Below are 25,048 nucleotides of genomic sequence, written 5' to 3' on the forward strand. Positions count from 1 at the left end.
GTCTATTGCTCCCTCCGCTTCACAAACACTTTCTCAAAGCGCTCACTCGTTGATCTCCTGCTGTGTATCAAGGATATGTATTCTACAGGCCGTCCGAGAGGAGCAGCCATGATCTCACGCTTCTGTCTCTCCAGCTGCCCAGTAAGTATCTCCTCCAGCATCCCCGTAATTTCACGGCTGGTGTAATCGGACCAGCTCTCCATAACCGGGTGGCCCGCGGTCAAGAGCGCCTCAGGCTTATCCTGGCTGTACAAGCCGTGTACAAGGGTTACTGGTATCACTGCCGTATTCGGCAAACGCGACAGCAGCAGTCCGACACCGCGCTCGAAGCCAAGCGGACGAACATCCTGATGCCGGATCTCTCCTTGCGGGAAGATCCAGACTCTATGACCTGCAGATAATAGCTCCCGTGTGTAATTCAACGTTTGGCGCACTTCCCCCGTATCGCCTGGGCGTATCGAATAGGCACCCAGCTTCCGAAAGAACGCAAATTTGTGCAGCTGCTCCTCCTCCATCATCATATAGTGCTCACCAGAAGACAGCCGCTGCAGTGCATGATGCACGAGAAGCCCATCCCACCAGGAGCTGTGATTCATGATATAGAGGACAGGCAATCTGGAGTCTGCAGGATCCAGCTGTCCGCGAATACCAACATAGCTGAACCTGCGTGCAAGCAAGTACTTTTCATTGTATATCGAGAACAGCTGGTTAAAGAACCGGGACTTGTTTGCGGACAGCATATTGATGACTCCCCTCTGCTACAAAGATGGCAACAGCCGCAATGATGCTTGAACCGTACAGTCCATCTTGAAGCGCCAGCAGCCCAAACAACAAAATGAACATTTGGTACAGCAGCTTCCCTCTGCGCTGGAGAGACGGATTGTAATCTACCGGAGGCAGCAGCAGGGACAGAATTCCGCCCATGATAAACCAGCTGACAAAATTCGTCCATGGTACGCCATAAAATCCGCCAGCACCCTCCCAGCTCCAAAATTCCCGCTGGTGTGCGACAGGATCCAGCACCAGATCCATTACGCAGGCCCAGGCTCCGGTCTTGAGCGCCCGAACGAGTCTGCTTCTCATACCACGTCCGCCGCCGCTGAGGAGTGCAGCATTGCCTACAACGGCAATCCATGCAAACCCCAGCGTAAATGGCACAGAGAACACATGGAACCCGAATAATCCTGAATAGCTGTAGTCACCAAACGGCCAGCCACTGTGGACTCCCAGCCATTCCACCCCCATTCCGCCTGTCCATATCAGGAAGGCAATGAGCCATACGGCAGGTCTTCTCCACCAGTCAAGAGACTGGTCAGACATTGCCGGATTCAGCAATCTGCCAAATATGAGATCCATAGAGCACAAGGCATAGAAGACGAGGAATAATCCATTAGAAAAGTTCAAATATTCAGGAACACCAATGGTTAGCAGCAGCACTGCACCAATGCTGTACCATATCCAATAGACGGTCTGGATCATCTTAGGACACCGCTGCTTTATTACGCTTGCCAGAGCGCTTCTTATGCTTGGCCGCAAGCTTAAGGAAGAGCTTCATTTTTCGCTCATCTGTTACAAATGCCCGCTTGGTATACACATCATATTGATTCGCCTCTACCGCATCCAGAATGGAAGCATAGAACGAGGCTGCCAGCTCCACAGCAAAGCCGCTGAGCGGCGGATACGTATTAACATCAGCCAGCCCCTCTTCAAACCACCGGCTTGCGATCTCTTGTAATTCTCGAATGACGGAGATGAATCGTTCATCCACAATCCCCTCTTCAAAATCCTCCATCGTATAACCGTGTCTGACCATCAGTTCCATCGGAATGTATCTGCGGTTACGAGCCTTGTCTTCACCAACATCGCGGACAATATTCACAATCTGCATCGCCTTGCCAAGCGCAATACCTGAAGTCATGGCGGATACACTGTTATCATCGCGAAGCACAGGAAGCAGCATTTCTCCTACCGTGCCTGCTACCAGATAGCAGTAATGCTCCAGCTCCTTCATCGTAGAATAATGCGTTAAAGTCAGGTCCGAGATCTGCCCCTCCATTTGGCGGAAGAAAGGCTCTTTGGTCAGATTCGGGAATTCGCCGAACAGCCAGCGAAGGGCCGGCCATATGAAGTGTCCCTCTGCCTGATCCAGTTCCTTCAAATGATGCTGCAGCTGAAAAATGGAATACGGCGCTTGGTCGGGCTCATCTACACTGTCATCGATCAGACGACAGAAGGCATAGATGACGAAGACCGCTTCCCGTCTTGGGCTGGGCAAACCGCGAAAGGCATGGTAAAACGAAGCAGAGCCCTTCCGTATCATTTCCTCACAGCGTGATATAATCGCTTCATTCATTTATCCCATCTCCTTTATCAACTCGTTTGCACACAGCCTTGCGCCTTGCATGACAATGGGTATTCCACCGCCCGGGTGAACAGAGGCTCCTGCTGCGAACAAGCCTCGAATGTTTGGATACGGCTTGGGTTGAGGCCGATAGACCCCGGATTGAAACAAGACCGGAGCTATGCCGAAGCTGCCGCCGCCGTATAGCCCGTCTCGCTTGGCATCCTCTGGTGTGCGAATCTTCCGCCAGCGGATGGCTTCTCGAAGCCCGGGAAAAGCCTTAATCTCTGCAGCCTCCAGCACTTTATCCGCTATAGCTTCCGCATCTTTCCAATCTTCTATTCCTTCAGCATTGGGCACAGGTATAAGGAAGTAGAGTACGCTGTGACCTTCAGGTGCAGCTGTCTCATCAGCAGCTACCGGATTAAATACATAGAATGAAGGGTTGTCCGGCAATGATCGTTTCAGGAACACTTCCTTCATATTGGATACAAAACGATCCGGCAGAAAGAACTGATGCGCCGTTGCTTCAGGAAATCTCTTCTTTGTCCCCAGATAAACGAGGAGACAGCCGGACGAAGGGGTATACTTTCTTCTACTTCTAATCTCTCCGTTCATGAGCTTCGATATTTCGGGGAAATCCCCGTTATAAACGACGGCGTCATACAAGGCAGGACCTTGAGAGGTTATAACTCCCTTGCATTCCCTGTTCTCCAGAATAAGTGTATCTACTTCCTCGTTCAGTCGAATCTCCACGCCCCGTGCCAGCAGCTCATCCGCCAGCAGAGAAGCAAGGGAAGCGTAGCCGCCTCTTACCATCCAGACCCCGAATTGATGCTCCGCATAGGGCAGCAGGGTGTAGATGCCAGGGGTAGATAACGGCGATCCGCCAATATACAAGCTTTGCAGCGAATAAGCATCCTTGAGCTGCTCGTTATTGAAATAACGGCCCATCGCAGATCTTAAGCTCGTATATGCCCTCATATCCTTCAAGAGCCGAGTGACTTCCCGTGTATAGAAGTCTCTTCTTCTCGGAAAGGGCTGTTCAAGGATCGAACTTACTCCTGATGGGAAGAGCGGGTCCATGTCCTCCATGAAACGCCGAAAGCCGGCGCCTTCTCCCGGGAACACGCGATTAATCTCCTCGATCTGTGCCTCCCGGTCAGACCACTTCGACAGTACCCTGCCATCCTCGAAATAAAACCGATGCATCGGATCACAGCGGATCAGATCCACACGTGATCGGTCAATACCGGCTTCCTCGAGAATGCCGAGCAGCATCTCCGGCAGGAGTACAATCGTAGGTCCTTGATCAATCCGGTAAGGCCCTTCCTCCTCATAAGCGAGGCGCCCTCCTACACGAGCAGCCTTCTCGTAGATCGTCACTTCAAATCCTTGTTTTGTGAGAAGCAGAGCGGTTGTTAATCCTCCAACACCTGAGCCGATAACGGCTATTTTCTTTGTTGTGCTCATGACAATTGTCCCGCATCCGTAGCTTTGCCCATATAGTTCTTCCTAGGATGCTTCCGCGCATCCGCCTCCTGTATGAGCCTTACACTGATCTTGGCTGATTCAAATATCGTAGGCAGACCGCTGCCGGGATGCGTTCCTCCCCCAACCAGGTAGAGACTGTCCACTTCCTCGAATTGATTATGGGGTCTTAGATACATCATTTGATCAAGCCCATGCGCCAGATTAAATAAGGCTCCATTATAGATATCAAGCTCCTCTTCCCATTGAAGGGGAGTGAAGAATATTTCTTCCTCGATGTGCTCGGACAGCCCCTTCAGCTCAGGAATTTGCTCAAGCCGGTTCATCATCGTCTGCCTGATGTCTTCCCGCTGCGCTTCCCAGTCAATCTCTGCGGTCGTATTCGGAGACGGCATCAGCACGTACAGTGAAGATTTTCCCGGAGGAGCCAGTGTCGGATCCAGCACAGAAGGGTTATGTATATAAATAGAAGGATCCGCGGACAGCGTTTTGTGCACCGTCATCTCATCGACATTCTTCCTATAATCCGCTGCAAAATGGACGGAATGATGCGCCAGATCAATCTTCTTGTTCACACCCAAATAGAGCATCGCGCCTGAACAGGAGTACTTCTTGTTACGAATCTTCTCGGGCGTATACTTCTTCAGTACACCAGGCTCAAACAGATTAAGCATAGACGAGGAAAAATCAGCGTTCAGCACCACATGATCGGCATATACCTTCTGTCCGTCATCCAGCAGCACCCCTGCTGCTCTTCCTCCCTCTACCAGAATCTGCTTCACGGGTCTCGAAGTATGAATCCGGCCGCCGTGCTCCTTGATCACATCCTCCATGGCACGAAACACCTGATTCACACCGCCTTGCGGATGATGAAGCCCGAAATGATGCTCTATATAGGACAGTATCGTAAAGGTACCGGGACAATCCCAAGCAGACATACCTAGATATTTGGCCTGAAAAGTAAATCCCCAGCGAAGACGTTCGTCCTTGAAATAGCGGGATAATCTCCCGTACACGGTATCGTTCAAATGCAAATAAGGCAGTGCCTTGACTGCATCCGATTTAAGATAATCTGTCAGCTTGCCAAAAGGTCTGCGTAACAGCGGCTCTACCTTCTCATATTTAGCCTTCTCATCCTTCATGAATTGAAGATAATTGTCTTCGTCCCCGGGGAACACACGGGCAATCTCCTTAGCGGTCTTCGCTTCATCACTGGAAGGCGCGAACACTTTGTCCCCGAAATGAAGAGTATACAGCGGGTCCAGCTGCTGCATATCCACATAGTCATGGAGCGAACGTCCGACTTGTGTGAACATCTCTTCAATTAAGTGAGGCATCATCAAGAAAGTAGCGCCTCGGTCAAACTTATACTCCCCCAGCGTTAACCTTGCAGAACGCCCCCCGATTACAGGTTGCTTCTCATACACATCTACTTCATAGCCTTGCCCTGATAACAACATTGCTGCTGCCAAACCGCCGGGCCCAGCTCCAATCACAATGGCTTGCTTTTTCTTATGTACAGGCTTCATGTTTTAGGCACACCTTTCTATGTATTTATTAAGATGGGCGGTTATGCTAGACAATATTCATAGACTTTCCAAAATATACTCTCCAAGGATATAACCAATATAAAGGCAATAATAATTATTTACACCGGTAGGTTAATTATTAAACAAAAAAAATAAAAAACTTTTTAGACAGCAAGATTTTTATCTATTTAATGTTTGTATGCAGTTTTAGACTACCAGTAAAATCAACTACCTTATATATATAATGAGGTTAAGTGGAGATAAAGTACATTTATTATACACAAACAGAATAGCCTTGTCGATGCATCTAAGCCTGCTGATTTGCTTCATCTCCCGTATGTTGGCGTTAATAATGTGCAGGATATAGAAATCATGTTATATGACTCATCATCTCATCTAATATTTTATACTTTTGAAGGGGCGTCTTCATCCATGAACAATCTACATCATCCGCATCATTCGCAGGCATCGAGCTCAGCTGTTCCCAAGAAAAAATTCTCGATAAAAAGGCTTCTGCTCTGGTTCATCCTCCTTAACATACTGTGGCTTGCAGGCGTTATTGTGTACCAAATGAATAAACCTCTGCCTCAAGGTGTATCCTTCGAGGGACCTGTTCACCATGTAGAAAGTGTAGAGTTTCTCGCTGACCTGACGTATCCAGATCCCGAAGCGCCGGAGGCGTCCGAACGACATGAACAACGCATCATTAAGCGGATGGAACAGATTGTTCAAGAGGCTGAACAGTTTCTTGTCATCGATATGTTCCTGTTTAACCATTATGAGCACGCAAATCAGACATTTCCCCAAGTGAGCAAGCGGTTTACCAATCTGCTGATCAAGAAAAAGCAAGCGAATCCTGATATGGATATCGTATTTATTACAGACGAAGTTAACACCAATTACAACTCTCATCCCAACGCCTTGCTGGAGCAAATGAAAGCCAGTGGAATCCGGGTAGTGGTAACCAATGTGGATCCACTCAGGGATTCAACCCCCTTCTACTCTGCTGTATGGCGTACATACTTTCAATGGTTTGGTGAGCAGGGAACCGGCTGGCTGCCAAATCTCATGGCCACAAACGGTCCTGATGTGACATTCCGCTCCTATCTCAAGCTGCTAAATGTGAAGGCCAATCATCGCAAGCTTGTAGCCAGTGAACAGACCGCCATCATTGCTTCTGCCAATATTCACGACGCGAGCGTCTATCACTCCAACATCGCCTTTGAGGTCTCAGGTCCGATTATCGGAGATATTCTCAAGACAGAACAGGCTGCCATGGACTTATCCTCTGCAGGCAAGCTTCCCGAGTATACTGCACCAGAGAATGCTGAGTCAGGGCCTATTCGCGTGCGCTATCTGACCGAAGGGAAAATTGCGAAGCATGCCATTTCCTTAATCGAGCAGTCTCAGCCTGGAGATACCCTATGGATGGGGATGTTTTACTTGGCGGACAAAGCGGTGAAGAATGCCCTGCTGGAAGCATCGGAGCGGGGAGCAGAGATACGGATTATACTTGATCCGAACGAGAACGCATTTGGACAGAAGAAGATCGGTATTCCTAACCGCCCGGTTGCCGAAGAGCTGACAGAGAAGTCCAATGGCAGGATCAAGATCAGATGGTATAACACGACCAAGGAACAATATCATACCAAGCTGCTGTATCTGGAGCGTCATTCTGGAGACCATATGATGCTGGGAGGATCAACTAACTTCACTCCCCGTAATTTGAATAACTACAATCTGGAAAACAATCTATGGGTCGAGGCTCCTTCAGACAGCAAAATTGCTGCCGATGTATCTCAATATTTTCATCGCTTATGGAGCAATGAGGACGGTAAATTCACCCTCGATCTATCCGCATATGAGGACCCTACTACGTTCTGGACCGGTATTCTGTACAAGATGCAATATGCTCTCGGCTTCACTACTTTTTGATAACCGCTGATCCGATAACCGCTGAATGCTCCTTCGGCGGTTTTTCCTTGTTCTTTAATCTTCAATACATATCCAAACAGAAACAGTTGACATAGAACGTCAATTACAATAGACTAACGATCGTTAGGTAGGTGAATGTTAATGAGCTCAGACAAGATAAAAGAAGCCGCGCTAAGTCAGTTTGCGCTCGAAGGCTATGAAGGGGCCTCTCTCCGCAAAATTGCGGATGAAGTCGGAATCAAGAAGCCGTCAATCTACGCGCATTATAAGAATAAGGACGACCTGTTCATCCATGTCGTGGAGTATGTGTTCCAGCTGGAACGCAGACGAATACTGGCTTATTTTCAGGAGCAGCTCAATAAGCACAGTACGCTTGAGGAATGCCTTCATGGCTTCTTCGATTGGTTTGGGAAAGAATTCGAATCTCAGGACGCCGCCAAGCTGCTCATGCGGGTCAGCTATTTTCCACCGCCATCCCTGAACTATGAGGTTAGTCATATGGTGTATCCGTTTCTGGATGGCCTGGAGAGAGTGCTCGCCAAATTTCTGGTGCGTCAATCTTATGAACGCACACACGCAGCTCAAATCGCCATCAGCTATATGACGCTGGTTGACGGCACGACGGTTGAGCTGCTCTACGGGGGCATGGAGCGTTATCAGAAACGTGTCGAAGCCGCCTGGCCCGTGTTCTGGCATGGGCTTCAACTTTTTCATACAAAGGAGTCATCTTCATGAATCGCAACTGGTTATTTGTCATCCTCGGTGGAGTCATTGAGGTTATTTGGGTCTCGGGCCTAAAGCATGCGGAAACGCCGCTGGAGTGGATTGCTACTGTAGTATCGATTGCCGTGAGCTTCTGGCTTATTATTCAGGCTGCCAAGCGGCTGCCTGTCGGCACGGTATATGCCGTATTTACCGGACTCGGTACCGCAGGTACCGTCATTGCAGAAATGCTCTTATTCGGAGAACCCTTCCGTTTATCCAAAGTACTCTTGATCGCCCTATTGCTGGCCGGTGTAGTTGGACTCAAGCTGGTAACGGATCAATCGTCGAAACAAGAAACGAAAGGAGGTCTGACCTAAATGGCATGGGCAGCAGTTATTTTTGCAGGTCTAAGTGAAATACTGGGTGTTATCGGGATCAAAGGAATGTCCTCCGGTAAGGGGAAAAAGTACTTCCTGCTGATGGGCATAAGCTTCCTGGTGAGCTTCTCTCTCCTCTCCTATGCAATGCAGTCTTTATCTATGGGCACGGCTTATGCTGTATGGACTGGAATTGGCACCGTCGGAAGCACGATTGTTGGAATGTTCATTTTTGGGGAACCTAAAGAGGCGAAGCGCGTATTGTTTATTGCAATGATCTTGTGCTCCGCTGTCGGACTAAAGCTGATCGGTTAAGAATCAGTGATAGACAAGGGCGTTACAGGAGAAATTTCCTGATGCACCCTTGTCTTTTTTTTGAACACCTCATGACGAGCTCAATACATATTCAAAGAGTTGTTTCTCCTGTTTTTTTAAGATATAATTTTTTTGACCCATTAGTCAGATTAAGAACCGGGGAGTTCTGAAAAGAGGTGATCCAGGTATTGTCGAACTCAACCACGGATAAGAAAAAACATATTCTAATCGCTGCACTGCAGCTATTTTCTACGAAAGGTCCTGCTGCAACGTCTATGCAGGAGATCGCTGAGCTGTGCGGCATTTCCAAAGGGACACTGTATCTCCACTACAAATCCAAGGAAGAGCTTCAGGAAAGCGTGGTCAGCTACTGCATTCAAACGATTTACGACAAGATTGCCCTTGTGGAACGGGAACGCGAGCTGCCTCCACGCGATAAGCTGCGCAGACAAATTGAAATTCTGCTGGAAAATTTCCTGGAACTCAGAGAGTTCTTCATTGCTCAGATGCTGGATATGGCGAACCGGGGAGATAAGGGATTCCCTCTGGAGAAATGGCCCGAGGGCATGCTCGCCCACGCCATGAAGTTGTTCAGCCAGAAGATGGTCGATATATATGGTCCAGAAGTGCTTCCTTACTCGGTTGATCTTGCGCTTCAGCTTCACAGTATGATGGGATCTTATTTGAAGCTGATTGTTACGGAGCTGTTATCCATTCATCTTCACCGGATGGCCGAGTATTTGGTTGAAACGCTGGATATTATTGCTGAGGCCAAAATTCGCGATCAGCGTGAGCCTTTTATTCCAAAAGATTTATGGCTTCCGTGGGTGGAAGAAAATCTTCAAAAATACGACTCCAAAAAACACCCTCTGTTCCTCATCAAGGAAATTAGACATGCGGTTCGGAACAGCGAAGTACTGGAGGAGCGCCTGCGTGAGGACACGCTTGATTCGCTTTCTATACTGGAAGACGAGTTCTTCGAGCTTAAGCCCAGACGTGCCATTATTCTCGGCATGATTGCCAATCTAAAGCAGGTGACAGACGTTCAAGAGCTTGTCCAAGAGCTCCAGCAAGTGTTCGATATGTATTTGAAGTGGAGAGACTAGAAACATGCTTACAACTTTGTGCTAAAGAGAGAGGAGAAGAAACTTAAGAATGAAAGGGTTTATTAATTTCTCGCTAAAAAACAAATTAGCGATTTGGATTCTGACGATCATCCTGATCTTCACCGGCTTGTACAGCGGTCTCACGATGAAGCAGGAAACGATACCGAATATCAACGTACCGTTCCTAAGTGTCAATGCCGTATATCCAGGTGCAGCCCCTGAGGCTGTCGTCGAAGAAGTAACCAAGCCGCTTGAAGAAACACTCCGTAATGTTGAGGGGATCAAGAATATAACATCAACCTCTATGGAGAATGTTGCTTCTGTTAATATTGAATTCGATTATGGAACCAATCTGGATAATGCGACTGCTGCTGTGCGTGAGGTGCTGAATGATGTTCAGCTTCCAGACGATGCACAGAAGCCAAGCATTTCCAAATTCAGCATTAACTCCTTCCCTGTTGCTTCCATCAGCTTATCTGGAAAGAACGGAGAATCATTGGAGGATTTGACTCGTATTGCCGAGAATGACATCGCCCCTGCCTTTGAGGACGTGGATGGCGTTGCTTCCGTTCAAATCTCAGGTCAATTTGCGAGAGAAGTAACACTGAATTTCGATGATGCTAAGATGGCAGAGCTTGGACTTACCCAAGAAACGGTGCAAAATATTGTTCAAGCTTCGTCTATGCGCGCTCCTCTCGGACTCTTTAACCTGGATGATGCCGAGAAGGCTGTCGTTGTAGACGGTAACATCATTAGTATCGAAGATTTGGAGAACATTGAAATTCCAGCTGTTCCTAGTGGTGCCGGAGCTGGTGCAGGCGCTGGTTCGGGTGCTGACGCAGGCGCTGGTGCTGACGCAGACGCTGGTGCGGGTGCGGGTGCTGACGCAGGAGCTGGTGCGGGCGCTGGTGCGGGTGCCGCAGCCGGAATACCTACGGTTAAGCTTAGCGAAATTGCTGATATTGAAGTTATTGGTCAGGCCGAGTCGATCTCTCGTACTAACGGCGCAGAATCCCTCGGTTTCGCCATCGTAAAAGCGAATGATGCCAATACTGTTGATGTAGTCAATGGCGTTAAGGACGCTTCTGCAGACCTTGAAGGACTGTACGATAACATCAACCTGGATCTTCTGCTTGACCAGGGTCAACCGATTGAGGATTCCGTTCATACGATGCTCTCCAAAGCATTATACGGTGCACTCTTTGCGATCATCATTATTCTGATCTTCCTGCGCGACTGGCGTTCAACGCTGATCTCCGTCATTTCCATCCCGCTGTCTCTGCTTATTGCACTTACAGTACTGAACTTGATGGATATCACGCTTAATGTCATGACGCTGGGTGCGATGACTGTAGCGATCGGCCGGGTTGTCGATGACTCTATTGTCGTTATCGAGAATATATATCGACGGCTGGCGCATTCCGGTGAGAAGCTGAAGGGTCGTGAATTGATCCTCTCCGCAACTCGTGAAATGTTCGTACCGATCATGTCTTCAACGATCGTTACGATTGCCGTATTCCTTCCGCTTGCCCTTGTCAGCGGTATGGTCGGTGAATTGTTTATGCCGTTTGCACTGACGATGGTATTCGCCTTGCTGGCTTCCTTGGTCGTGGCCATCACGATCGTTCCGGCAATGGCACATTCCCTCTTCAGAGGCGGAATTAAGAATAAAGTTAATCATGATGAGAAGCCAGGCAAGATGGCTGGCGGATATAAGAAAATTCTGAATTGGACGCTGAACCACAAGTCCATTACCATTATTGCAGCTGTACTCCTGCTCGTAGGCAGCTTGTTCCTGACCCGCTTCATTGGTACCAGCTTCATCCCTGAGCAAGGCATGAACTACACACTGGTAACCTACAGCCCTGAGCCAGGTGCAACCCAAGAAACCGTTGAAGAGCGTACACTCGAAGTCGAGGAATTCATTCTCAATTCCGAAGGCGTCAAGAGCATGCAGTACTCCGTGGGCGGCGGTAACCCAATGGCAGCCATGGGCGGATCATCCAACTCCGGTCTCTTCTATCTGATCTTTGAGGATGGCGTAAGTGTATCTGAAGCAACAGAACCGATCATTGAAGGACTTCAGGAGCGTGTGCCAGAAGGTGAATGGTCTACTCTGGATATGGCCAGCGGCATGGGCGGCAACACACTGACCGTCAGCGTATTCGGTGACGATGTAGAACAGATCAAGCCTGTGGCTGACGACATTCTCGAAGTCGTTAAGTCGGATACCGAGAACTTCGAAAAAGCAGAATCCACGCTTGAAGAAGGATATGACCAATATACACTTGTAGCTGATCAGCAAAAACTGAGCTCCCTTGGCCTGACAGCAGGTCAACTGGCTATGGCGCTTGCTCCGCAAAATGAGCGTCCGGTCCTGACGGAAGTTGAAGTTGATGGCAAGAACTATAATGTGTATATCGAAACAGAAGAGAAGCAATATGCAAGCATTACTGAAATTGAAGAAGAAACCCTGACTTCCCCACTTGGAATTGAGGTTCCAATCGGCGAAGTGGCTACTGTAGAAGAAGGAACCGCTCCAGCATCCATTATGCAAATTGATGGAGAAACCGTGGTACAGGTAACAGCAAACATCCTGTCCGCTGATGTAGGTTCTGCTTCAGGTACTGTAGAGGAAGCTGTTAACAACATGGAGCTGCCTGAAGGCGTTCATGTCGAATTCGGCGGTGTAACTGAGCAGATTAATGAGACCTTCTCACAGCTTGGCCTTGCTATGCTGGCAGCGATTGCCATTGTTTATTTCGTACTCGTCGTAACCTTCGGCGGAGGTCTTGCTCCATTTGCAATCCTGTTCTCCCTGCCGTTCACCGTAATTGGTGCGCTTGTCGGATTGCTTATTACAGGCGAGACACTCAATGTATCGTCCCTCATGGGCGGACTGATGCTGATTGGTATCGTAGTCACGAACGCGATCGTCTTGATCGACCGTGTTATTCATAAAGAAAATGAAGGAATGTCTACTAGAGAAGCCTTGCTTGAAGCGGGAACTACCCGTCTTCGTCCGATCCTGATGACCGCACTTGCGACCATCGGTGCGCTTCTGCCGCTCGTCTTCGGATGGGAAAACAGCGCAGGTATTATCTCTAAAGGACTTGGTGTTACAGTAATCGGCGGTCTGATCAGCTCCACCTTGCTGACGCTTGTCATCGTGCCGATTGTGTATGAAATTCTGTCCAAGTTCAAGAAGAAACGGATTGAGGATTAATGAGCCGATGAGCTTGATCTAAGCTGTCCATTCTAGAACAAGCCCATACAGCCTTATGAACTATCAATCTGTTATGTAAGCTCCAAGAAACAGGGTATCCTCTGTTTCTTGGAGCTTTTTTATGTGAGAATATAATGTAATAAGGGAAGGAAGAAGCGTTCCGCAGAACGAGAAGTCGACTATATCAGCCTGATTTCGAGGCTCGGCACAAGGAGGAAGAGAAAACATGAAGGATATGTATCGAAACGGCGTGGTGACCACCGTTACGCTGAACGCGGCACTGGACAAGGTGTACACCGTGCCGCAATATGCTCTTGACCGCGTGCATCGCATCGGCAGCGCGGTCACCGTACCGGGCGGCAAGGGCATCAATGCCGCCCGGGTACTGCGCGCGCTCTCCGTTCCGGTGCGCGTGGCCGCATTTGTTGCCGGACACACGGGCCGGCAACTGCTGGATCTGCTGCAGGCCGAAGGGATTGCAGCAGACCCCGTGGCAGCCGCGGCCGGAGAAACGCGGCTTGCCATCACGGTGCTCGACCCTGTGGCGAGCACCCAGACCGAGCTCATCGAGGCGGGGCCCTGCATCGCCGGCGATGAGCTTGCGGCGATGCGCCGCAAGGTAGAGACCCTGGCGCGGGAATCCGCCTGGGTCGTCTTCTCGGGCAGCCTCCCGGAGGGCTGCCCGGCCGGTACCTACGCCGAGCTGATTCAGCTGGCGAAGGCACAGGGTGCGCGCACCGCGCTCGATGCGAGCGGTGCGGCATTGGCGGCAGGCCTAGCGGGCCGCCCGGATCTTGTGAAGCCGAACGCCGATGAAGCGGCCCAATTCGCCGGTATGCCGATAACAAGCCCGGACACGGCCATCTTCGCAGCAAGCATGCTAGTTCAGGCCGGAGCAGGACTCGCCGTTGTCTCGCTCGGTGCAGAGGGCGCTCTTGCTGCTACACGAGAGGCAGTATATCGCATCACGATTCCACATGTACGCATCGTCAGCCCGCTTGGCAGCGGGGATGCCATGGTCGCAGGACTGGTTGCTGCTTCCCTTCAGCATGAAGGTGATCTACCTGCTATTCTGAAGCATGGAGCGGCCTGCGGTACAGCAGCGGCCCTGCATAAGATGGCAGGGGTCGTAACACCAGCCGATGTGGACGCATTGGAGCGGCAGATCAAAGTTCAGCTCATTTCGCATTAAGTGCCCCTATTTTGATAGGAGAGGCTTATGCTAGATTTCTATCTGCGAACAAGGTAAGATCATATTCCATATCCCTTGCGACGGTAAGGGCTGCATCAATGCCAAGCATCTTCTCAACGAGATACAAGGCCATCGGGATACCGGTCGAGATTCCGCCTGAAGTGATGATCTTTCCGTCCTCCACATATTTGAAGCGATCTTCAATATGAATATCCTGATCCTGGTACGTCATGCGCATCCGCTCCAAGCTCGCTTGACCTGTGGTTGCGCGTTTGCCAGTCAGAAGGCCTGCTTCGGCAAGAACAAATGCCCCTGTGCATACGGAGGCCACCCAGCTCGCCTTCGTGGTCTGCTGGCGAATCCATTCAAGAACCTTACCATTCTGCGCCAGCTTGCGCGTGCCATAGCCTCCAGGAACAATCAAAATATCGTATTCAGGAGCTGCCTCGAGACTGTAATCTGCCATAACCTTGAGTCCGTTCCGAGTTGCAACCTGTCCCCCATGCTCCGAGATCGTGGTCACATGGAAAGGCTCCAGCAAGTAATCTTGTCCGCTCCCCTTCGTCGTAGCGACCAGAGAGAACACCTCAAGCGGCCCTGCAAAATCGAGCAGCTCTACATCATCAAATAATAGAATACCTACTTGTATCGGATTCACAGTCACACTTCCACTCCTCATAAATGAAAATCCTTGTCTATAAATGAACGGGCATTGTATGCTATGGTAATATTATAGATTGATTTTTACGAAGCGTATAATATTATTCGTTAAAGGAAGGTGGATCTGGAATGGAACTTCTGCAAGATCCTTTTGGCCGGATTCACGATTATATACGAATCTCGGTTACGGACCGCTGTAATTTACGCTGTGTTTATTGCATGCCTGAGGAAGGTATGGAATTCGCGCCTCATGAGGACATTATGACTTTTGAAGAAATTACGCAAATTCTGAAGGTGCTTGCACCCATGGGACTTCGTAAAGTCCGATTGACTGGCGGTGAACCCATGGTACGCAAAGATTTGGATAAGCTGGTCGCCATGATATCGGCAATTGACGGGATCGAGGATATCGCCCTCACAACCAACGCTATTTTTCTGGAGAAAAAGGCTCAGCTGCTGAAGGATGCCGGTCTGACCCGAATTAATATTAGTCTCGATTCCTTGCGCAAGGATCGCTTCTCCATGATTACACGCGGCGGTGACGTGAACAAAGTCCTTCGCGGCATTGAAGCTGCCCAAGCGGCTGGGCTGGATCCCATCAAGCTGAATGTCGTACTGATGAAGGGCATCAATGACGACGAGATCAAGGATTTCATTGCGCTGACCAAGGACGCTCCGCTTCATGTCAGATTTATAGAATATATGCCGATAGGTCATGCCAATGATTCATGGCGCAAATCTTACCTCCCGCTGTCTACGGTGCTAAATGCCTGTACCGAAGCAGGCTGGGAAGTAGAGGACACGTCCGGTCCGAACGGTAACGGTCCCTCCGAATATCGCAAACTTCGAGGAGCCCAGGGCACCTTCGGCCTGATCCACCCTGTCAGTGATCACTTCTGTGATAACTGCAACCGGCTGCGTATAACAGCAGATGGTCATATCAAAGCCTGTCTCTACTGGTCTGATGAATATAATGTCCGCAAGGTGGCCGGAGATCCAGCGGCGACAGCGGCGTTATTCCTTAAGGCCCTGGGCAATAAGCCGAAGAACCACGAGATGGCGCTCGCCCTCGAGCAGCAGGCACAGAGTCATACACCGACCGTTCGACGAATGTCCCAAATTGGCGGATAAATAGAGCAAGGGATGGTCTTAAGAGACCATCCCCTTTTTTCTGATCATTTTATTAATACGCTGATCCCATCTCTGGACTTGTCAAGCCGATACGAATGGAGTCAAATGAACTTGTTAGAGCCCGCCCGTCAGAATATCTTGTACAGCATGTACAGCGCGAGCAATGCCATTGTCATTGAGGAGACTTTATTCATATAAAAGGATATCTTACCGCTCTCATCCCATCTGCCCATGAGTCTCCCCGCTGCAGACAGCAGGATGAACCATAACCACGATACAAGAATCGTTACGATTGTAAACGTAACCCGCTCAGTTCCCTCATACTCTAGAGAATTCGTACCGATCACTCCCAGAATATCTATAATGGCATGCGGATTAAGAACAGATACGGACATTGCAAAGAGAATTTGCCTGCTAAAGGACAAGGCTCTTCTCTCGGCCCCCTGCCTGCTGTCTGCCCGCCATAGTGTCCAGGCCATGTATAACAGAAACACGCAGCCCCCAATATAAATGAACTCAGTAAGCCCCTCTCGTCCCGCCAAGATGACGGACAAGCCTCCAACCGATAGAAGAATAAGGAGGGTATCGCACATTGCCGCCGTGATGACCGAAGGCAGAGCGTAGATCCATTTCGGCTGGGTTGCTCCCTGGTTAAAGATGAATAAGTTCTGTGCTCCTAGCGGCAATATAAGCCCAAATGCCAATAGCACCGCATGGATGATGACTTCCTGCATCATTTCAAATGTTCTCCTGCCCTTCTCTTATCTGATTCTCATTCATCCTACAGCATCACTGCTGAATTGTACCCAGCCATTTGGTTGATGCTATACCCAGCCAAGTGATATAGTTACACATCATATGACCAAAAGGAGTCTGCTTCCTCATGAGATCACAGGAAATCCATTGGCAGCCCGATCCTGAGCTGCCCATCCCGCTGTATCAGCAGATTGAGCAATATATTAAAGATAAGATTATGCAGGGTGAGTGGACCAAGGGTATGCGGCTCCCTTCTCAAAGAGCATTGGCCGTATCCTTCAAGGTCAATCGGAGTACCATTATTGCGGCCCTGGATGAGCTTCGAGCCGGCGGTTTCATCGAAGGAAATTATGGTGGAGGGACGATTGTTTCACGGGCAGGCTGGAATGGGATGCCTGTAACGGTTCCGGATTGGGAGGATTACGCTGAGAGCGGAACGCATTACCCTAACCTTCCTGAGGTTCAGGAAATTAACGATACCGAATTTAGCACAACCATGAACCGGCTCGGCACAGGGGAATTATCACCTGAGCTTCTTCCGAATGCTGAATTCAGCTCCATCTATGCAGAGTTAGCCAGACGACAGGCTCATCACCTGGGATATCTTGAACCACAAGGCTCCCCAGGTCTCCGCGACGCGATATCCACTCATTTGGCGACACAGGGCATCTCTGCTTCTCCTGATTCCATTCTCATCGTGTCCGGATCTATTCAAGCGATGCAGCTCATCGCGATTGGACTTCTGCCAAGGAATGCTTCCATCCTGGTTGAGAAGCCCTCCTATCTGTACTCTATCCATCTTTTTCAGTCAGCAGGTGTACGTATGATTGGCATGCCGATGGACCATGAAGGCTTGAGAGCAGATCGTGTGCAGCATTATGTGCAGCAATATCAACCTTCCCTGCTCTATACGATTCCCTCCTTCCAAAACCCGACTGGAACGGTGATGAGCGCGGCTAGACGCAGCCAATTAATGAATACGGCCCAGAATACGGGGTTACCTATATTGGAGGACAGCGCCTATAGCGAGTTATGGTTTGATACAATGCCTCCCCCTCCCCTCAAAGCGCTTGATCCCGGCGGTTATGTCCTTCATATGGGAACACTGTCCAAGACCGTGAGCCCAGGGCTGCGAATCGGATGGGTCACGGGTCCTTTGCCCGTTATTAAACGCCTGGCCGATCTAAAAATGCAAACCGACTATGGGGCAAGCAGTCTGGCCCAGGATGCTGCCGAGCTGTGGCTTAGGGAAGGATACCATGATGTCCATTTACATCGGACTCGACTGGCGCTCCAGCATAGACGTGACTATGTTCTTGAGCTATTGCAGCGACACTTCGCAGGCTTGGCAGAGTGGAATGTTCCCCAGGGAGGATTTTATATGTGGATTAGGCTCAGCAGCGGCATCCGTTCAGACAAGCTGTTCCGCAGAGCGCTCGCTGAGCGGATACTTATCAATCCCGGAAATATATATGACCGAATGGAGCAGGATTATATCCGCTTGTCCTACGCCTTTGCATCGCTCTCCGAGCTTCAAGCTGGAATCGTAACGCTGGCCGGAATTATGCGTGAGCTTGCTGTATCCTGATGGAGCTGTTGCGATTTATTGGCTTTCGAAATTGTAGCTGCTTGCTATTCACCCGTTATAAATTTTAAAATAGGGGGTGAATCCATTTCACAACTCATCACGAAGTTGAATCTGAAACCTGATATGCTCGTAATTAAAAGCATCTTAACGGTTTTTATGAAATTGATTCCGTGTAATATGAATTATGGTGTTCGCCTCTTAAGCTGAGCAATCTGGCTGAATTCCAAGCAAAACTACAAAGCGGAGGGATTAACAATGACTATTGCACATCTACAAGATACCGTCACACTGAATAATGGAGTTAACATGCCGCAGTTTGGATTAGGTGTATGGAAGGTAAAAGAAGGCGACGAAGCCTATAATGCGGTGAAGCATGCGATTACACACGGCTATCGTGCCATTGATACCGCTGCAGCTTACAAGAACGAGGAGAGCGTCGGACAAGCGATTAAGGATTCAGGCGTCCCACGTGAAGAATTGTTTATTACGACCAAAGTATGGAACAGTGACCAAGGCTACGAATCCACGCTGCGTGCATTCGATGAGAGCCTTGCGAAGCTCGGACTTGATTACCTCGACCTCTACCTCATTCACTGGCCGGTAGCAGGCAAATATAAAGATACATGGAAGGCTTTGGAGAAGCTCTATGCAGATGGCAAAGTACGCGCGATCGGTGTATGCAATTTCCATATTCATCATCTGGAGGACCTGCTCACAGATGCCACTGTCGTTCCCGCAGTCAATCAGGTTGAATTTCATCCACAGCTCTCCCAAGAGCCGCTTCGTGCATTCTGTAAAGCACAGGGCATTCTGTTCGAGGGATGGTCACCGCTCGGCAACGGTAAGCTGCTGGACAACACGACGATCAAAGTCATCGCTGATAAATATAATAAAACGGTAGCTCAGGTCATTCTGCGCTGGCATATTCAGCAGGGTGCCATCACCATCCCTAAATCCGTTACGCCAAGCCGGATCGAAGAGAATGCGGATATTTTTGATTTCGAGCTGACGGTTATGGATATGGACACAATTAACGGACTTAACAAAAATGAACGTTTTGGAGCCGATCCAGACAACTTCAATTTCTAAATAAGCAGGCTGAGTTACATGAGCAGGGACATTACATCGGAGAAGGGGGATTCTATCATGAATCTCCCTTCTCGCTATACCCTATTCTGTGGGCTGGAAGGAGTAGATCAATGAAGCACCTAATTATTTATGCGCATCCTGTTCAGGACAGTTTTAATCATCAAATATGCCTATCGGTACAACAAAACCTGGAGAGATCAGGCCACACAGTTGCCGTGAGAGATCTGTATGCACTGAATTTCGACCCTGTTCTCAGCGAGCAGGAGATGGCTGACTGTTACGCTGGAGAAGCACCGAGGGAAGACGTGCTGAAGGAGCAGCAATATATTAAAGACGCTGACTCGCTTATCTTTATCTATCCTATATGGTGGGCAGGCATGCCAGCTATACTGAAGGGTTACATTGACCGTGTGTTCTCCTACGGCTTTGCCTATGCATACAATGAGGACGGCCAGCTGATCCGGATGCTAACGGACAAGCACAGCTTGATTATTAATACTCACGGCTCATCCGCAGCACATTACGACCAGATCGGAATGACAGACGGTCTCATCGTTACCGCAGGTGCAGGCATACTGGAGTTCGTCGGTACACAGCCGGCAGGTCATCTATTGTTTGGCGATATGGATGATGCTCTAGAAGATCGGAAGGAACAGATTATAGAGCAAATCAAAGCTGAATTGTCCACTAAGTTCCCTACTGACAACAGCGCTTCTTGATTCGCTCATAATCCTCCATTTGATTCATATTGGTAAACATCTCTGAAATGTCGGACACTGTCCATGGCATCCCAGCATCTGCTGCCAGCTCATGCTCCGTGACATATCTAACGCTGATCTGGGAGAGAAAATCCATGACCCTTCGCCTGCCCGTCTCAAGCTGCTGCTCAAGTACAGGAATGACACAATCATGATATAACGCAATCAGGGGATGCGTCTGACCTTCAATCACAGGGACGATGGCCTGATAGCAGGAGTTCTCCTGCAGTTCTGCATATTGGATCAATACCTTGAACAGCTCTGTACGGACAAGCGGCGTGTCGCACGGAACAGACAAGCTCCAGCCTCCTTCCCCCGAAGAGCTGGCTCCCCGGTGTGCTGTCAGGCCTGCATGCAATCCTGCAAGCGGGCCGCATCCCGGGTATACATCAGCGGCCTGTGTATAACCAAGCTCTGCATACTCCTCCCTATATCCTTTGCCGACAGCAATACGCACATCATCTACAGCTCCAGCTAATTCAGAGGCAATTACCTGAATGACATTGGCTTCTCCCAGTGGCAGCAGTGCCTTGTCTGTCCCCATTCTGCTGGAGAGCCCTCCTGCCAAAATAATGCCCGAAAACCTCATTAAATCCACCCGCCCTCATGAAAATAATGCAAATGTATATCAAAAATGATTGTATCCCCTTACAAGTACATGCTACAGTGTATTGAAACACTCCCTCCACCTAAAGAGGCGGGGGATTCTTGGATTGTCAAACCCATCGGTTTGAAGTTGTCCTGCTTGTGCAGTACCCTAGCTCGGTCCACCTGAAATGAAAGGAATGGCATCCCTTTGCATACATTATCGCAGCTGAAGCTGTATAACTTCTTCGTGTACGGTGCTGTCGCCGTGTTCACCAGCTTTTTCTCAATTTATCTCCAAAATAATGGATTAACCAAGCTTCAGATCGGAACACTTATGGCCATTGGCCCCTTCGTGTCCCTCTTCGCCAACCCCTTCTGGGGCTTCATGAGCGACCGCTCGCAAAATATCCGTAAGACGGTTCTTCTCATGTTAGCAGGGACGCTGTTATTCGTACAAGCCGTATTTCTTGCTCCGTCGTATAGCCTTATTTTTGCAGCGATGATCTTCTTTTACTTTTTCCAGAGTCCCTTATTCGCACAAACCAACAGCATGATTCTGGTATACATTGATGGGACGGATCATAAATTCGGCTCGTTCCGCTTATGGGGCTCTCTCGGCTGGGCGCTGACTGCTATCGCTGCTGGTCCTGTAATGGATCGGCTGGGCGATCGCGGCATATCCATCGTATTCAGTGTGCTGCTGCTGACAGCCATCTTCTTCGCTGTTCTTCTGCCTCAGCTGCAGCGAACCTCGGACGGTCCAGTCGTCAGTATGCGTGGATTCGGTCAAGTGGTGCTTAACCCTTATTTCATGACTTTTATTATTCTCGGTGTTCTGGTCTCCGTGCCAAATGCGATGAACAGTGCGTTCGTCTCACTGTACATTACCGAGCTTGGAGGAAGCAAACAGATGGTTGGACTTGCCGTATTTATGTCTTCCATATTGGAAGTAGCGGTGTTCCTCTTATTTGATCGGTTTCTTAAGCGTAAGATGACGGTTATGCTGGGCTGTCTGACCGTAGTCAGCATCCTCTTCGCGGTACGCTGGGAGCTGATGGCGCTGGCGACAGATCCGCTGCAGATCGCATTCATCCAGCTGCTTCACTCGGTAACCTTCGGAGGGTATTTCTATGTAGGCACCCAGCTGACGATGCTCTTCATCCCGAGACCTTACCGCTCATCGGGACAAGCGCTCTATACGCTCTCCTGGGGCGGCGTATCCGGTGTTATTGCCGGAATCTTCGGGGGATTCATGTTCCAGAACTTCGGAGCTTCCGTGATGTATCAATATGGTGTTATCCTGTCTGTGATCGGCATCATCGGGTTTGGGATCATGTTTTATATCGTGAAGAAATACGGATACCAGCCCCCTCTGCCCTCCAGCTACAAGGTCGGAAGCTAATTGAGACTCCTAGGCAGGGGATTCGCCCTCTCTTGCCATAGCATACTTCACTAACAAAAAAACGCCGTTCTCTGTACTTAGAGAACGGCGTTTCCTATATCTCCGCCCGAGAAGAGCGGAAAATGGTCTTTGAAGTCATTGATGATCAACAGCGCTAAGCTGAAATAGCAGAATTGTCCCGTTGGAGCGTTAGCGATCGCCTTTGCTTTCGAATTTGCCCAGCATTATGTTAATCAAATCATCAAATTCGTAAAGCAACAGCGACCAGAGGGACAATCTGCGGTTGAAGCTTACATTCGATGTTGATTATCACTTGCTTCATTCCTTCCATTTTACGCCTTCGGCAAATGGAAGGAGCTCTTCAGTGACACAACCCGGTTAAACACAGGCTGGCCTGGCTCCGAATATTTGGAATCCACATTAAAGTAGCCATGACGGAAGAACTGGAACTTGTCCTGCGGCTTGGCATCTGCCATATTCGGCTCGACATAGCCGTGAACGATGGTCAGCGAATTCGGGTTCAGCTCATCAAGGAATGACTTAGGTGCTGCAACCGTAGCTTCTTTTTCCTCCTCAAGCTCCGTATCGCCTTCCGGCTCCTCCTTGTTGATCAGCGGCTCGAACAGGCGGAATTCTGCCGGAATCGCTTGACTTGCCTCCACCCAGTGAATCGTGCCTTTGACCTTGCGTCCGGTAAAGCCGGAACCGCTCTTCGTTTCAGGATCATAGGTGCAGTGAATCTCAACAACATTGCCCTCTTCGTCCTTGATAACATCATTACATTTAATGAAGTAGGCATGCTTCAGACGAACCTCGTTGCCAGGGAACAAACGGAAGTATTTGCTCGGCGGATCTTCCATAAAGTCCTCGCGCTCAATATAGATTTCGCGGGAGAACGGAATTTGGCGAGTACCCATCTCTTCGTTCTCTTGGTTGTTCTCTGCCTCCAGCATTTCGGTCTGACCTTCTGGATAATTCGTAATAACCACCTTGATCGGATCAAGCACAGCCATCGTACGAGGTGCCTTCAGCTTCAAGTCCTCGCGGATAAAGTGCTCCAGCATTTGCAGATCAACCAGGCCCTGGCTCTTGGAGATCCCTGTCTCATAGACGAACTCACGAAGCGCTTCCGGCGTATAGCCTCTACGGCGAAGTCCCGAGATCGTCGGCATCCGCGGATCATCCCAGCCATCGACATGTCCTTCGTCTACGAGGAGCTTTAATTTACGTTTACTCGTTACGGTTTGGGCCAGGTTAAGACGGCCAAATTCATATTGATGCGGCTCTGCATCCATTTCGCAATGCTCAATAACCCAATCGTAGAACGGACGCTGGTCCTCGAACTCCAGGGAACAGAGGGAGTGAGTCACATGCTCGATCGCATCCTCCAGCGGATGGGCAAAGGTATACATCGGATAAATGCACCACTTATCTCCGGTATTGTGATGAGTGACGTGAGCAATCCGGTAAATAACAGGGTCCCGCAGGTTGATGTTCGGGGAGGCCATGTCAATCTTGGCACGCAACACGCGCTCGCCGTCCTTGAATTCACCGTTACGCATCTGTGTGAACAGCTCCAGATTCTCTTCAACGCTGCGATCACGGAATGGGCTGTTCTTGCCTGGCTCAGTCAATGTTCCGCGCAACTCGCGGATTTGGTCCGCACTTAGGTCATCGACGTAAGCAAGACCTTTCTTAATCAACCTGACTGCCGCTTCATACATTTGCTCGAAATAATCGGATGCGAATCTTTTTTCCTTCCATTCATAGCCGAGCCATTTCACATCTTCCTGAATGGAATTCACATACTCTTCGTCTTCCTTCGCCGGATTCGTATCATCGAAGCGCAGATTGGTGCTGCCACCAAATTCTTCGGCTAGGGCAAAATTAATCCAAATCGCCTTGGCATGTCCAATATGTAGATATCCATTCGGCTCGGGCGGGAACCGAGTGACAACTTCCTTCACTTTACCTGCACGAAGATCCTCGGAGATCACGTTTTTTATAAAATTGGAGGGGGTTAAGGACTTCTCCACAATTATCAACCTTTCTCTCGTAAATTCTATCGACTATACCTTAAATATGATCGAATAATGCATAATCCTGATCTAATAAATATACCTTTAACTTCAGCGCTCCGCAATGATTCTAGACATAACGAGTCCAGCAGAACAATTACATTTCTTTAAAGACGGGAATTCCCTCTCATTGCTTTTAGTAAAATACGGGCGATAAACCGAATAAGGTACATATCCAGTAGGAGAACCGCAAATAGCAGCAGGTACCCTGATACAAGAATTACCCAAGAGAGAGTACTGCTGAGCATGCCGTTCGGAGCATACAGAGCTGCTGCAATCATAGGCATAAATACGACGGCTAGTATATTTTCTCTTGTCATCCACAGCATAACCAAAGTGACCACCATACTAATCATCGACAGCCAGAGCAGTACTTTGGTAAAGGGTCGCATGGACATATCCGGCACTTCCTTTCTGTTTAATGTGCTTGCTGATGAGCTGTAAATGTCATTTTGACGGTTCGCCTAATATAAGGTAGCATGAAGGAAAATGAGGTGTAAAAGGAGTATATTTGATGAAGGCTACAAAATTGCCCAAAGAGCAGAAAGAGCACATGATTCGTCTAATCCAGCAGCATTTTGAAGAAGAGCGGGGAGAAACCATCGGTGAGCTGGCAGCGGACAGCATGCTTGATTTCTTCCTGACATCACTCTCTCCCTATATATATAATCAGGCATTAAGTGACTGCCGCACACTCGTCAATCAGCGGATGGTATCCATGGAAGACGATATCTATGCACTGGAGCGAAAAATCCCGTTATCTAGATGAAGCTAATCTTAT

Annotated in this window: 23 protein-coding genes; 13 read left to right on the forward strand and 10 right to left on the reverse strand. The window is 49.2% G+C overall.

Annotated features, from left to right (window positions below; translation table 11 throughout):
* Positions 1-2: 2 nt before the first annotated feature.
* Genes PUW25_RS22980 through PUW25_RS23000 form a run of 5 tightly spaced genes read right to left on the reverse strand, consistent with a single transcriptional unit; the run spans position 3 to position 5,361 of the window.
* Positions 3-740: a lysophospholipid acyltransferase family protein gene (locus PUW25_RS22980; RefSeq protein WP_047912414.1), complete on the reverse strand. Its 738-nt coding sequence runs from the start codon at positions 738-740 to the stop codon at positions 3-5.
* Positions 709-1,479: a carotenoid biosynthesis protein gene (locus tag PUW25_RS22985; protein WP_274337614.1), complete on the reverse strand. Its 771-nt coding sequence runs from the start codon at positions 1,477-1,479 to the stop codon at positions 709-711. The genes PUW25_RS22980 and PUW25_RS22985 overlap by 32 nt, the downstream gene beginning before the upstream one ends.
* 1 nt (position 1,480) lies before the next feature.
* Positions 1,481-2,353: a phytoene/squalene synthase family protein gene (locus tag PUW25_RS22990; RefSeq protein WP_047912416.1), complete on the reverse strand. Its 873-nt coding sequence runs from the start codon at positions 2,351-2,353 to the stop codon at positions 1,481-1,483.
* Complete coding sequence (locus tag PUW25_RS22995) at positions 2,354-3,814, reverse strand: phytoene desaturase family protein (protein ID WP_047912417.1); 1,461 nt, start codon at positions 3,812-3,814, stop codon at positions 2,354-2,356.
* Positions 3,811-5,361, reverse strand: coding sequence for a phytoene desaturase family protein (locus PUW25_RS23000; protein WP_274338467.1), 1,551 nt, complete (start codon positions 5,359-5,361; stop codon positions 3,811-3,813). The genes PUW25_RS22995 and PUW25_RS23000 overlap by 4 nt, the downstream gene beginning before the upstream one ends.
* Positions 5,362-5,793: 432 nt before the next feature.
* On the opposite strand from PUW25_RS23000, the gene PUW25_RS23005 reads away from it, so the two are divergent.
* From PUW25_RS23005 to PUW25_RS23035, 7 genes are all read left to right on the forward strand, one after another.
* Positions 5,794-7,296 carry a phospholipase D family protein gene (locus PUW25_RS23005; RefSeq protein WP_274337617.1) on the forward strand — a complete coding sequence of 501 codons (1,503 nt, stop codon included), beginning with the start codon at positions 5,794-5,796 and terminating at the stop codon, positions 7,294-7,296.
* 141 nt (positions 7,297-7,437) lie between these two features.
* A complete protein-coding gene (locus PUW25_RS23010; protein ID WP_047912420.1) occupies positions 7,438-8,031 on the forward strand; it encodes a TetR/AcrR family transcriptional regulator in 594 nt (197 codons plus the stop codon).
* A complete protein-coding gene (locus PUW25_RS23015; RefSeq protein ID WP_076314468.1) occupies positions 8,028-8,378 on the forward strand; it encodes a DMT family transporter in 351 nt (116 codons plus the stop codon). The genes PUW25_RS23010 and PUW25_RS23015 overlap by 4 nt, the downstream gene beginning before the upstream one ends.
* Positions 8,379-8,693 (forward strand): DMT family transporter, encoded by a 315-nt coding sequence (locus PUW25_RS23020; protein WP_047912422.1) that lies wholly within the window; start codon positions 8,379-8,381, stop codon positions 8,691-8,693. It begins immediately after the preceding gene.
* Between the two features lie 188 nt (positions 8,694-8,881).
* Positions 8,882-9,799, forward strand: a complete 918-nt coding sequence (locus PUW25_RS23025; protein ID WP_205054589.1) for a TetR/AcrR family transcriptional regulator — start codon at positions 8,882-8,884, stop codon at positions 9,797-9,799.
* A gap of 49 nt (positions 9,800-9,848) precedes the next feature.
* Positions 9,849-13,025: an efflux RND transporter permease subunit gene (locus PUW25_RS23030; protein ID WP_274337618.1), complete on the forward strand. Its 3,177-nt coding sequence runs from the start codon at positions 9,849-9,851 to the stop codon at positions 13,023-13,025.
* 235 nt (positions 13,026-13,260) lie between these two features.
* Complete coding sequence (locus PUW25_RS23035) at positions 13,261-14,217, forward strand: 1-phosphofructokinase family hexose kinase (protein ID WP_274338243.1); 957 nt, start codon at positions 13,261-13,263, stop codon at positions 14,215-14,217.
* Between the two features lie 25 nt (positions 14,218-14,242).
* Here the strand turns inward: PUW25_RS23035 and PUW25_RS23040 are convergent, their stop codons facing one another.
* The gene (locus PUW25_RS23040) at positions 14,243-14,881 is read right to left on the reverse strand and encodes a DJ-1/PfpI family protein (protein ID WP_420799960.1); all 639 of its coding nucleotides are present in this window, start codon (positions 14,879-14,881) and stop codon (positions 14,243-14,245) included.
* A 125-nt stretch (positions 14,882-15,006) separates the two neighbouring features.
* Between PUW25_RS23040 and moaA the strand changes: the two genes are divergently transcribed.
* Positions 15,007-16,008 carry a GTP 3',8-cyclase MoaA gene (gene moaA / locus PUW25_RS23045; protein WP_274337619.1) on the forward strand — a complete coding sequence of 334 codons (1,002 nt, stop codon included), beginning with the start codon at positions 15,007-15,009 and terminating at the stop codon, positions 16,006-16,008.
* A 128-nt stretch (positions 16,009-16,136) separates the two neighbouring features.
* Here moaA and PUW25_RS23050 read toward each other — a convergent pair whose 3' ends face one another.
* Entirely contained in the window at positions 16,137-16,742 is a 606-nt protein-coding gene (locus PUW25_RS23050) for a LysE/ArgO family amino acid transporter (RefSeq protein ID WP_274338245.1), read from the reverse strand.
* A 149-nt stretch (positions 16,743-16,891) separates the two neighbouring features.
* Here PUW25_RS23050 and pdxR point away from each other — a divergent pair, with 149 nt between their 5' ends.
* From pdxR to PUW25_RS23065, 3 genes are all read left to right on the forward strand, one after another.
* Positions 16,892-18,352 carry a MocR-like pyridoxine biosynthesis transcription factor PdxR gene (gene pdxR / locus PUW25_RS23055; protein WP_274337620.1) on the forward strand — a complete coding sequence of 487 codons (1,461 nt, stop codon included), beginning with the start codon at positions 16,892-16,894 and terminating at the stop codon, positions 18,350-18,352.
* Positions 18,353-18,607: 255 nt separating this feature from the next.
* Complete coding sequence (locus tag PUW25_RS23060) at positions 18,608-19,441, forward strand: aldo/keto reductase (protein ID WP_047912428.1); 834 nt, start codon at positions 18,608-18,610, stop codon at positions 19,439-19,441.
* Between the two features lie 110 nt (positions 19,442-19,551).
* Entirely contained in the window at positions 19,552-20,160 is a 609-nt protein-coding gene (locus tag PUW25_RS23065; RefSeq protein ID WP_047912429.1) for an NAD(P)H-dependent oxidoreductase, read from the forward strand.
* Here PUW25_RS23065 and mobA read toward each other — a convergent pair.
* On the reverse strand, positions 20,138-20,788 hold the full coding sequence (gene mobA, locus PUW25_RS23070) for a molybdenum cofactor guanylyltransferase (protein ID WP_081872526.1): 651 nt from the start codon (positions 20,786-20,788) through the stop codon (positions 20,138-20,140). The genes PUW25_RS23065 and mobA overlap by 23 nt on opposite strands.
* A gap of 207 nt (positions 20,789-20,995) precedes the next feature.
* On the opposite strand from mobA, the gene PUW25_RS23075 reads away from it, so the two are divergent.
* Entirely contained in the window at positions 20,996-22,189 is a 1,194-nt protein-coding gene (locus PUW25_RS23075) for an MFS transporter (protein ID WP_238546407.1), read from the forward strand.
* Between the two features lie 332 nt (positions 22,190-22,521).
* On the opposite strand, the gene PUW25_RS23080 is transcribed toward PUW25_RS23075, so the two are convergent.
* The gene (locus PUW25_RS23080) at positions 22,522-24,225 is read right to left on the reverse strand and encodes a glutamine--tRNA ligase/YqeY domain fusion protein (protein WP_047912525.1); all 1,704 of its coding nucleotides are present in this window, start codon (positions 24,223-24,225) and stop codon (positions 22,522-22,524) included.
* Between the two features lie 149 nt (positions 24,226-24,374).
* A complete protein-coding gene (locus tag PUW25_RS23085) occupies positions 24,375-24,665 on the reverse strand; it encodes a hypothetical protein (protein WP_047912432.1) in 291 nt (96 codons plus the stop codon).
* Between the two features lie 116 nt (positions 24,666-24,781).
* Here PUW25_RS23085 and PUW25_RS23090 point away from each other — a divergent pair, with 116 nt between their 5' ends.
* Positions 24,782-25,036, forward strand: a complete 255-nt coding sequence (locus PUW25_RS23090; protein ID WP_047912433.1) for a DUF2164 domain-containing protein — start codon at positions 24,782-24,784, stop codon at positions 25,034-25,036.
* Positions 25,037-25,048: the final 12 nt, after the last annotated feature.

The sequence above is a fragment of the Paenibacillus urinalis genome (genome assembly GCF_028747985.1).
Taxonomy (GTDB): Bacteria; Bacillota; Bacilli; order Paenibacillales; family Paenibacillaceae; genus Paenibacillus; species Paenibacillus urinalis.

Coding starts and splice junctions, on each gene's coding strand:
- PUW25_RS22980 (WP_047912414.1), bottom strand. CDS start 740: ATGCTGTCCGCAAACAAGTCCCGGTTCTTTAACCAGCTGTTCTCGATA.
- PUW25_RS22985 (WP_274337614.1), bottom strand. CDS start 1,479: ATGATCCAGACCGTCTATTGGATATGGTACAGCATTGGTGCAGTGCTG.
- PUW25_RS22990 (WP_047912416.1), bottom strand. CDS start 2,353: ATGAATGAAGCGATTATATCACGCTGTGAGGAAATGATACGGAAGGGC.
- PUW25_RS22995 (WP_047912417.1), bottom strand. CDS start 3,814: ATGAGCACAACAAAGAAAATAGCCGTTATCGGCTCAGGTGTTGGAGGA.
- PUW25_RS23000 (WP_274338467.1), bottom strand. CDS start 5,361: ATGAAGCCTGTACATAAGAAAAAGCAAGCCATTGTGATTGGAGCTGGG.
- PUW25_RS23005 (WP_274337617.1), top strand. CDS start 5,794: ATGAACAATCTACATCATCCGCATCATTCGCAGGCATCGAGCTCAGCT.
- PUW25_RS23010 (WP_047912420.1), top strand. CDS start 7,438: ATGAGCTCAGACAAGATAAAAGAAGCCGCGCTAAGTCAGTTTGCGCTC.
- PUW25_RS23015 (WP_076314468.1), top strand. CDS start 8,028: ATGAATCGCAACTGGTTATTTGTCATCCTCGGTGGAGTCATTGAGGTT.
- PUW25_RS23020 (WP_047912422.1), top strand. CDS start 8,379: ATGGCATGGGCAGCAGTTATTTTTGCAGGTCTAAGTGAAATACTGGGT.
- PUW25_RS23030 (WP_274337618.1), top strand. CDS start 9,849: ATGAAAGGGTTTATTAATTTCTCGCTAAAAAACAAATTAGCGATTTGG.
- PUW25_RS23035 (WP_274338243.1), top strand. CDS start 13,261: ATGTATCGAAACGGCGTGGTGACCACCGTTACGCTGAACGCGGCACTG.
- moaA (WP_274337619.1), top strand. CDS start 15,007: ATGGAACTTCTGCAAGATCCTTTTGGCCGGATTCACGATTATATACGA.
- PUW25_RS23050 (WP_274338245.1), bottom strand. CDS start 16,742: ATGCAGGAAGTCATCATCCATGCGGTGCTATTGGCATTTGGGCTTATA.
- pdxR (WP_274337620.1), top strand. CDS start 16,892: ATGAGATCACAGGAAATCCATTGGCAGCCCGATCCTGAGCTGCCCATC.
- PUW25_RS23060 (WP_047912428.1), top strand. CDS start 18,608: ATGACTATTGCACATCTACAAGATACCGTCACACTGAATAATGGAGTT.
- PUW25_RS23065 (WP_047912429.1), top strand. CDS start 19,552: ATGAAGCACCTAATTATTTATGCGCATCCTGTTCAGGACAGTTTTAAT.
- mobA (WP_081872526.1), bottom strand. CDS start 20,788: ATGAGGTTTTCGGGCATTATTTTGGCAGGAGGGCTCTCCAGCAGAATG.
- PUW25_RS23085 (WP_047912432.1), bottom strand. CDS start 24,665: ATGTCCATGCGACCCTTTACCAAAGTACTGCTCTGGCTGTCGATGATT.
- PUW25_RS23090 (WP_047912433.1), top strand. CDS start 24,782: ATGAAGGCTACAAAATTGCCCAAAGAGCAGAAAGAGCACATGATTCGT.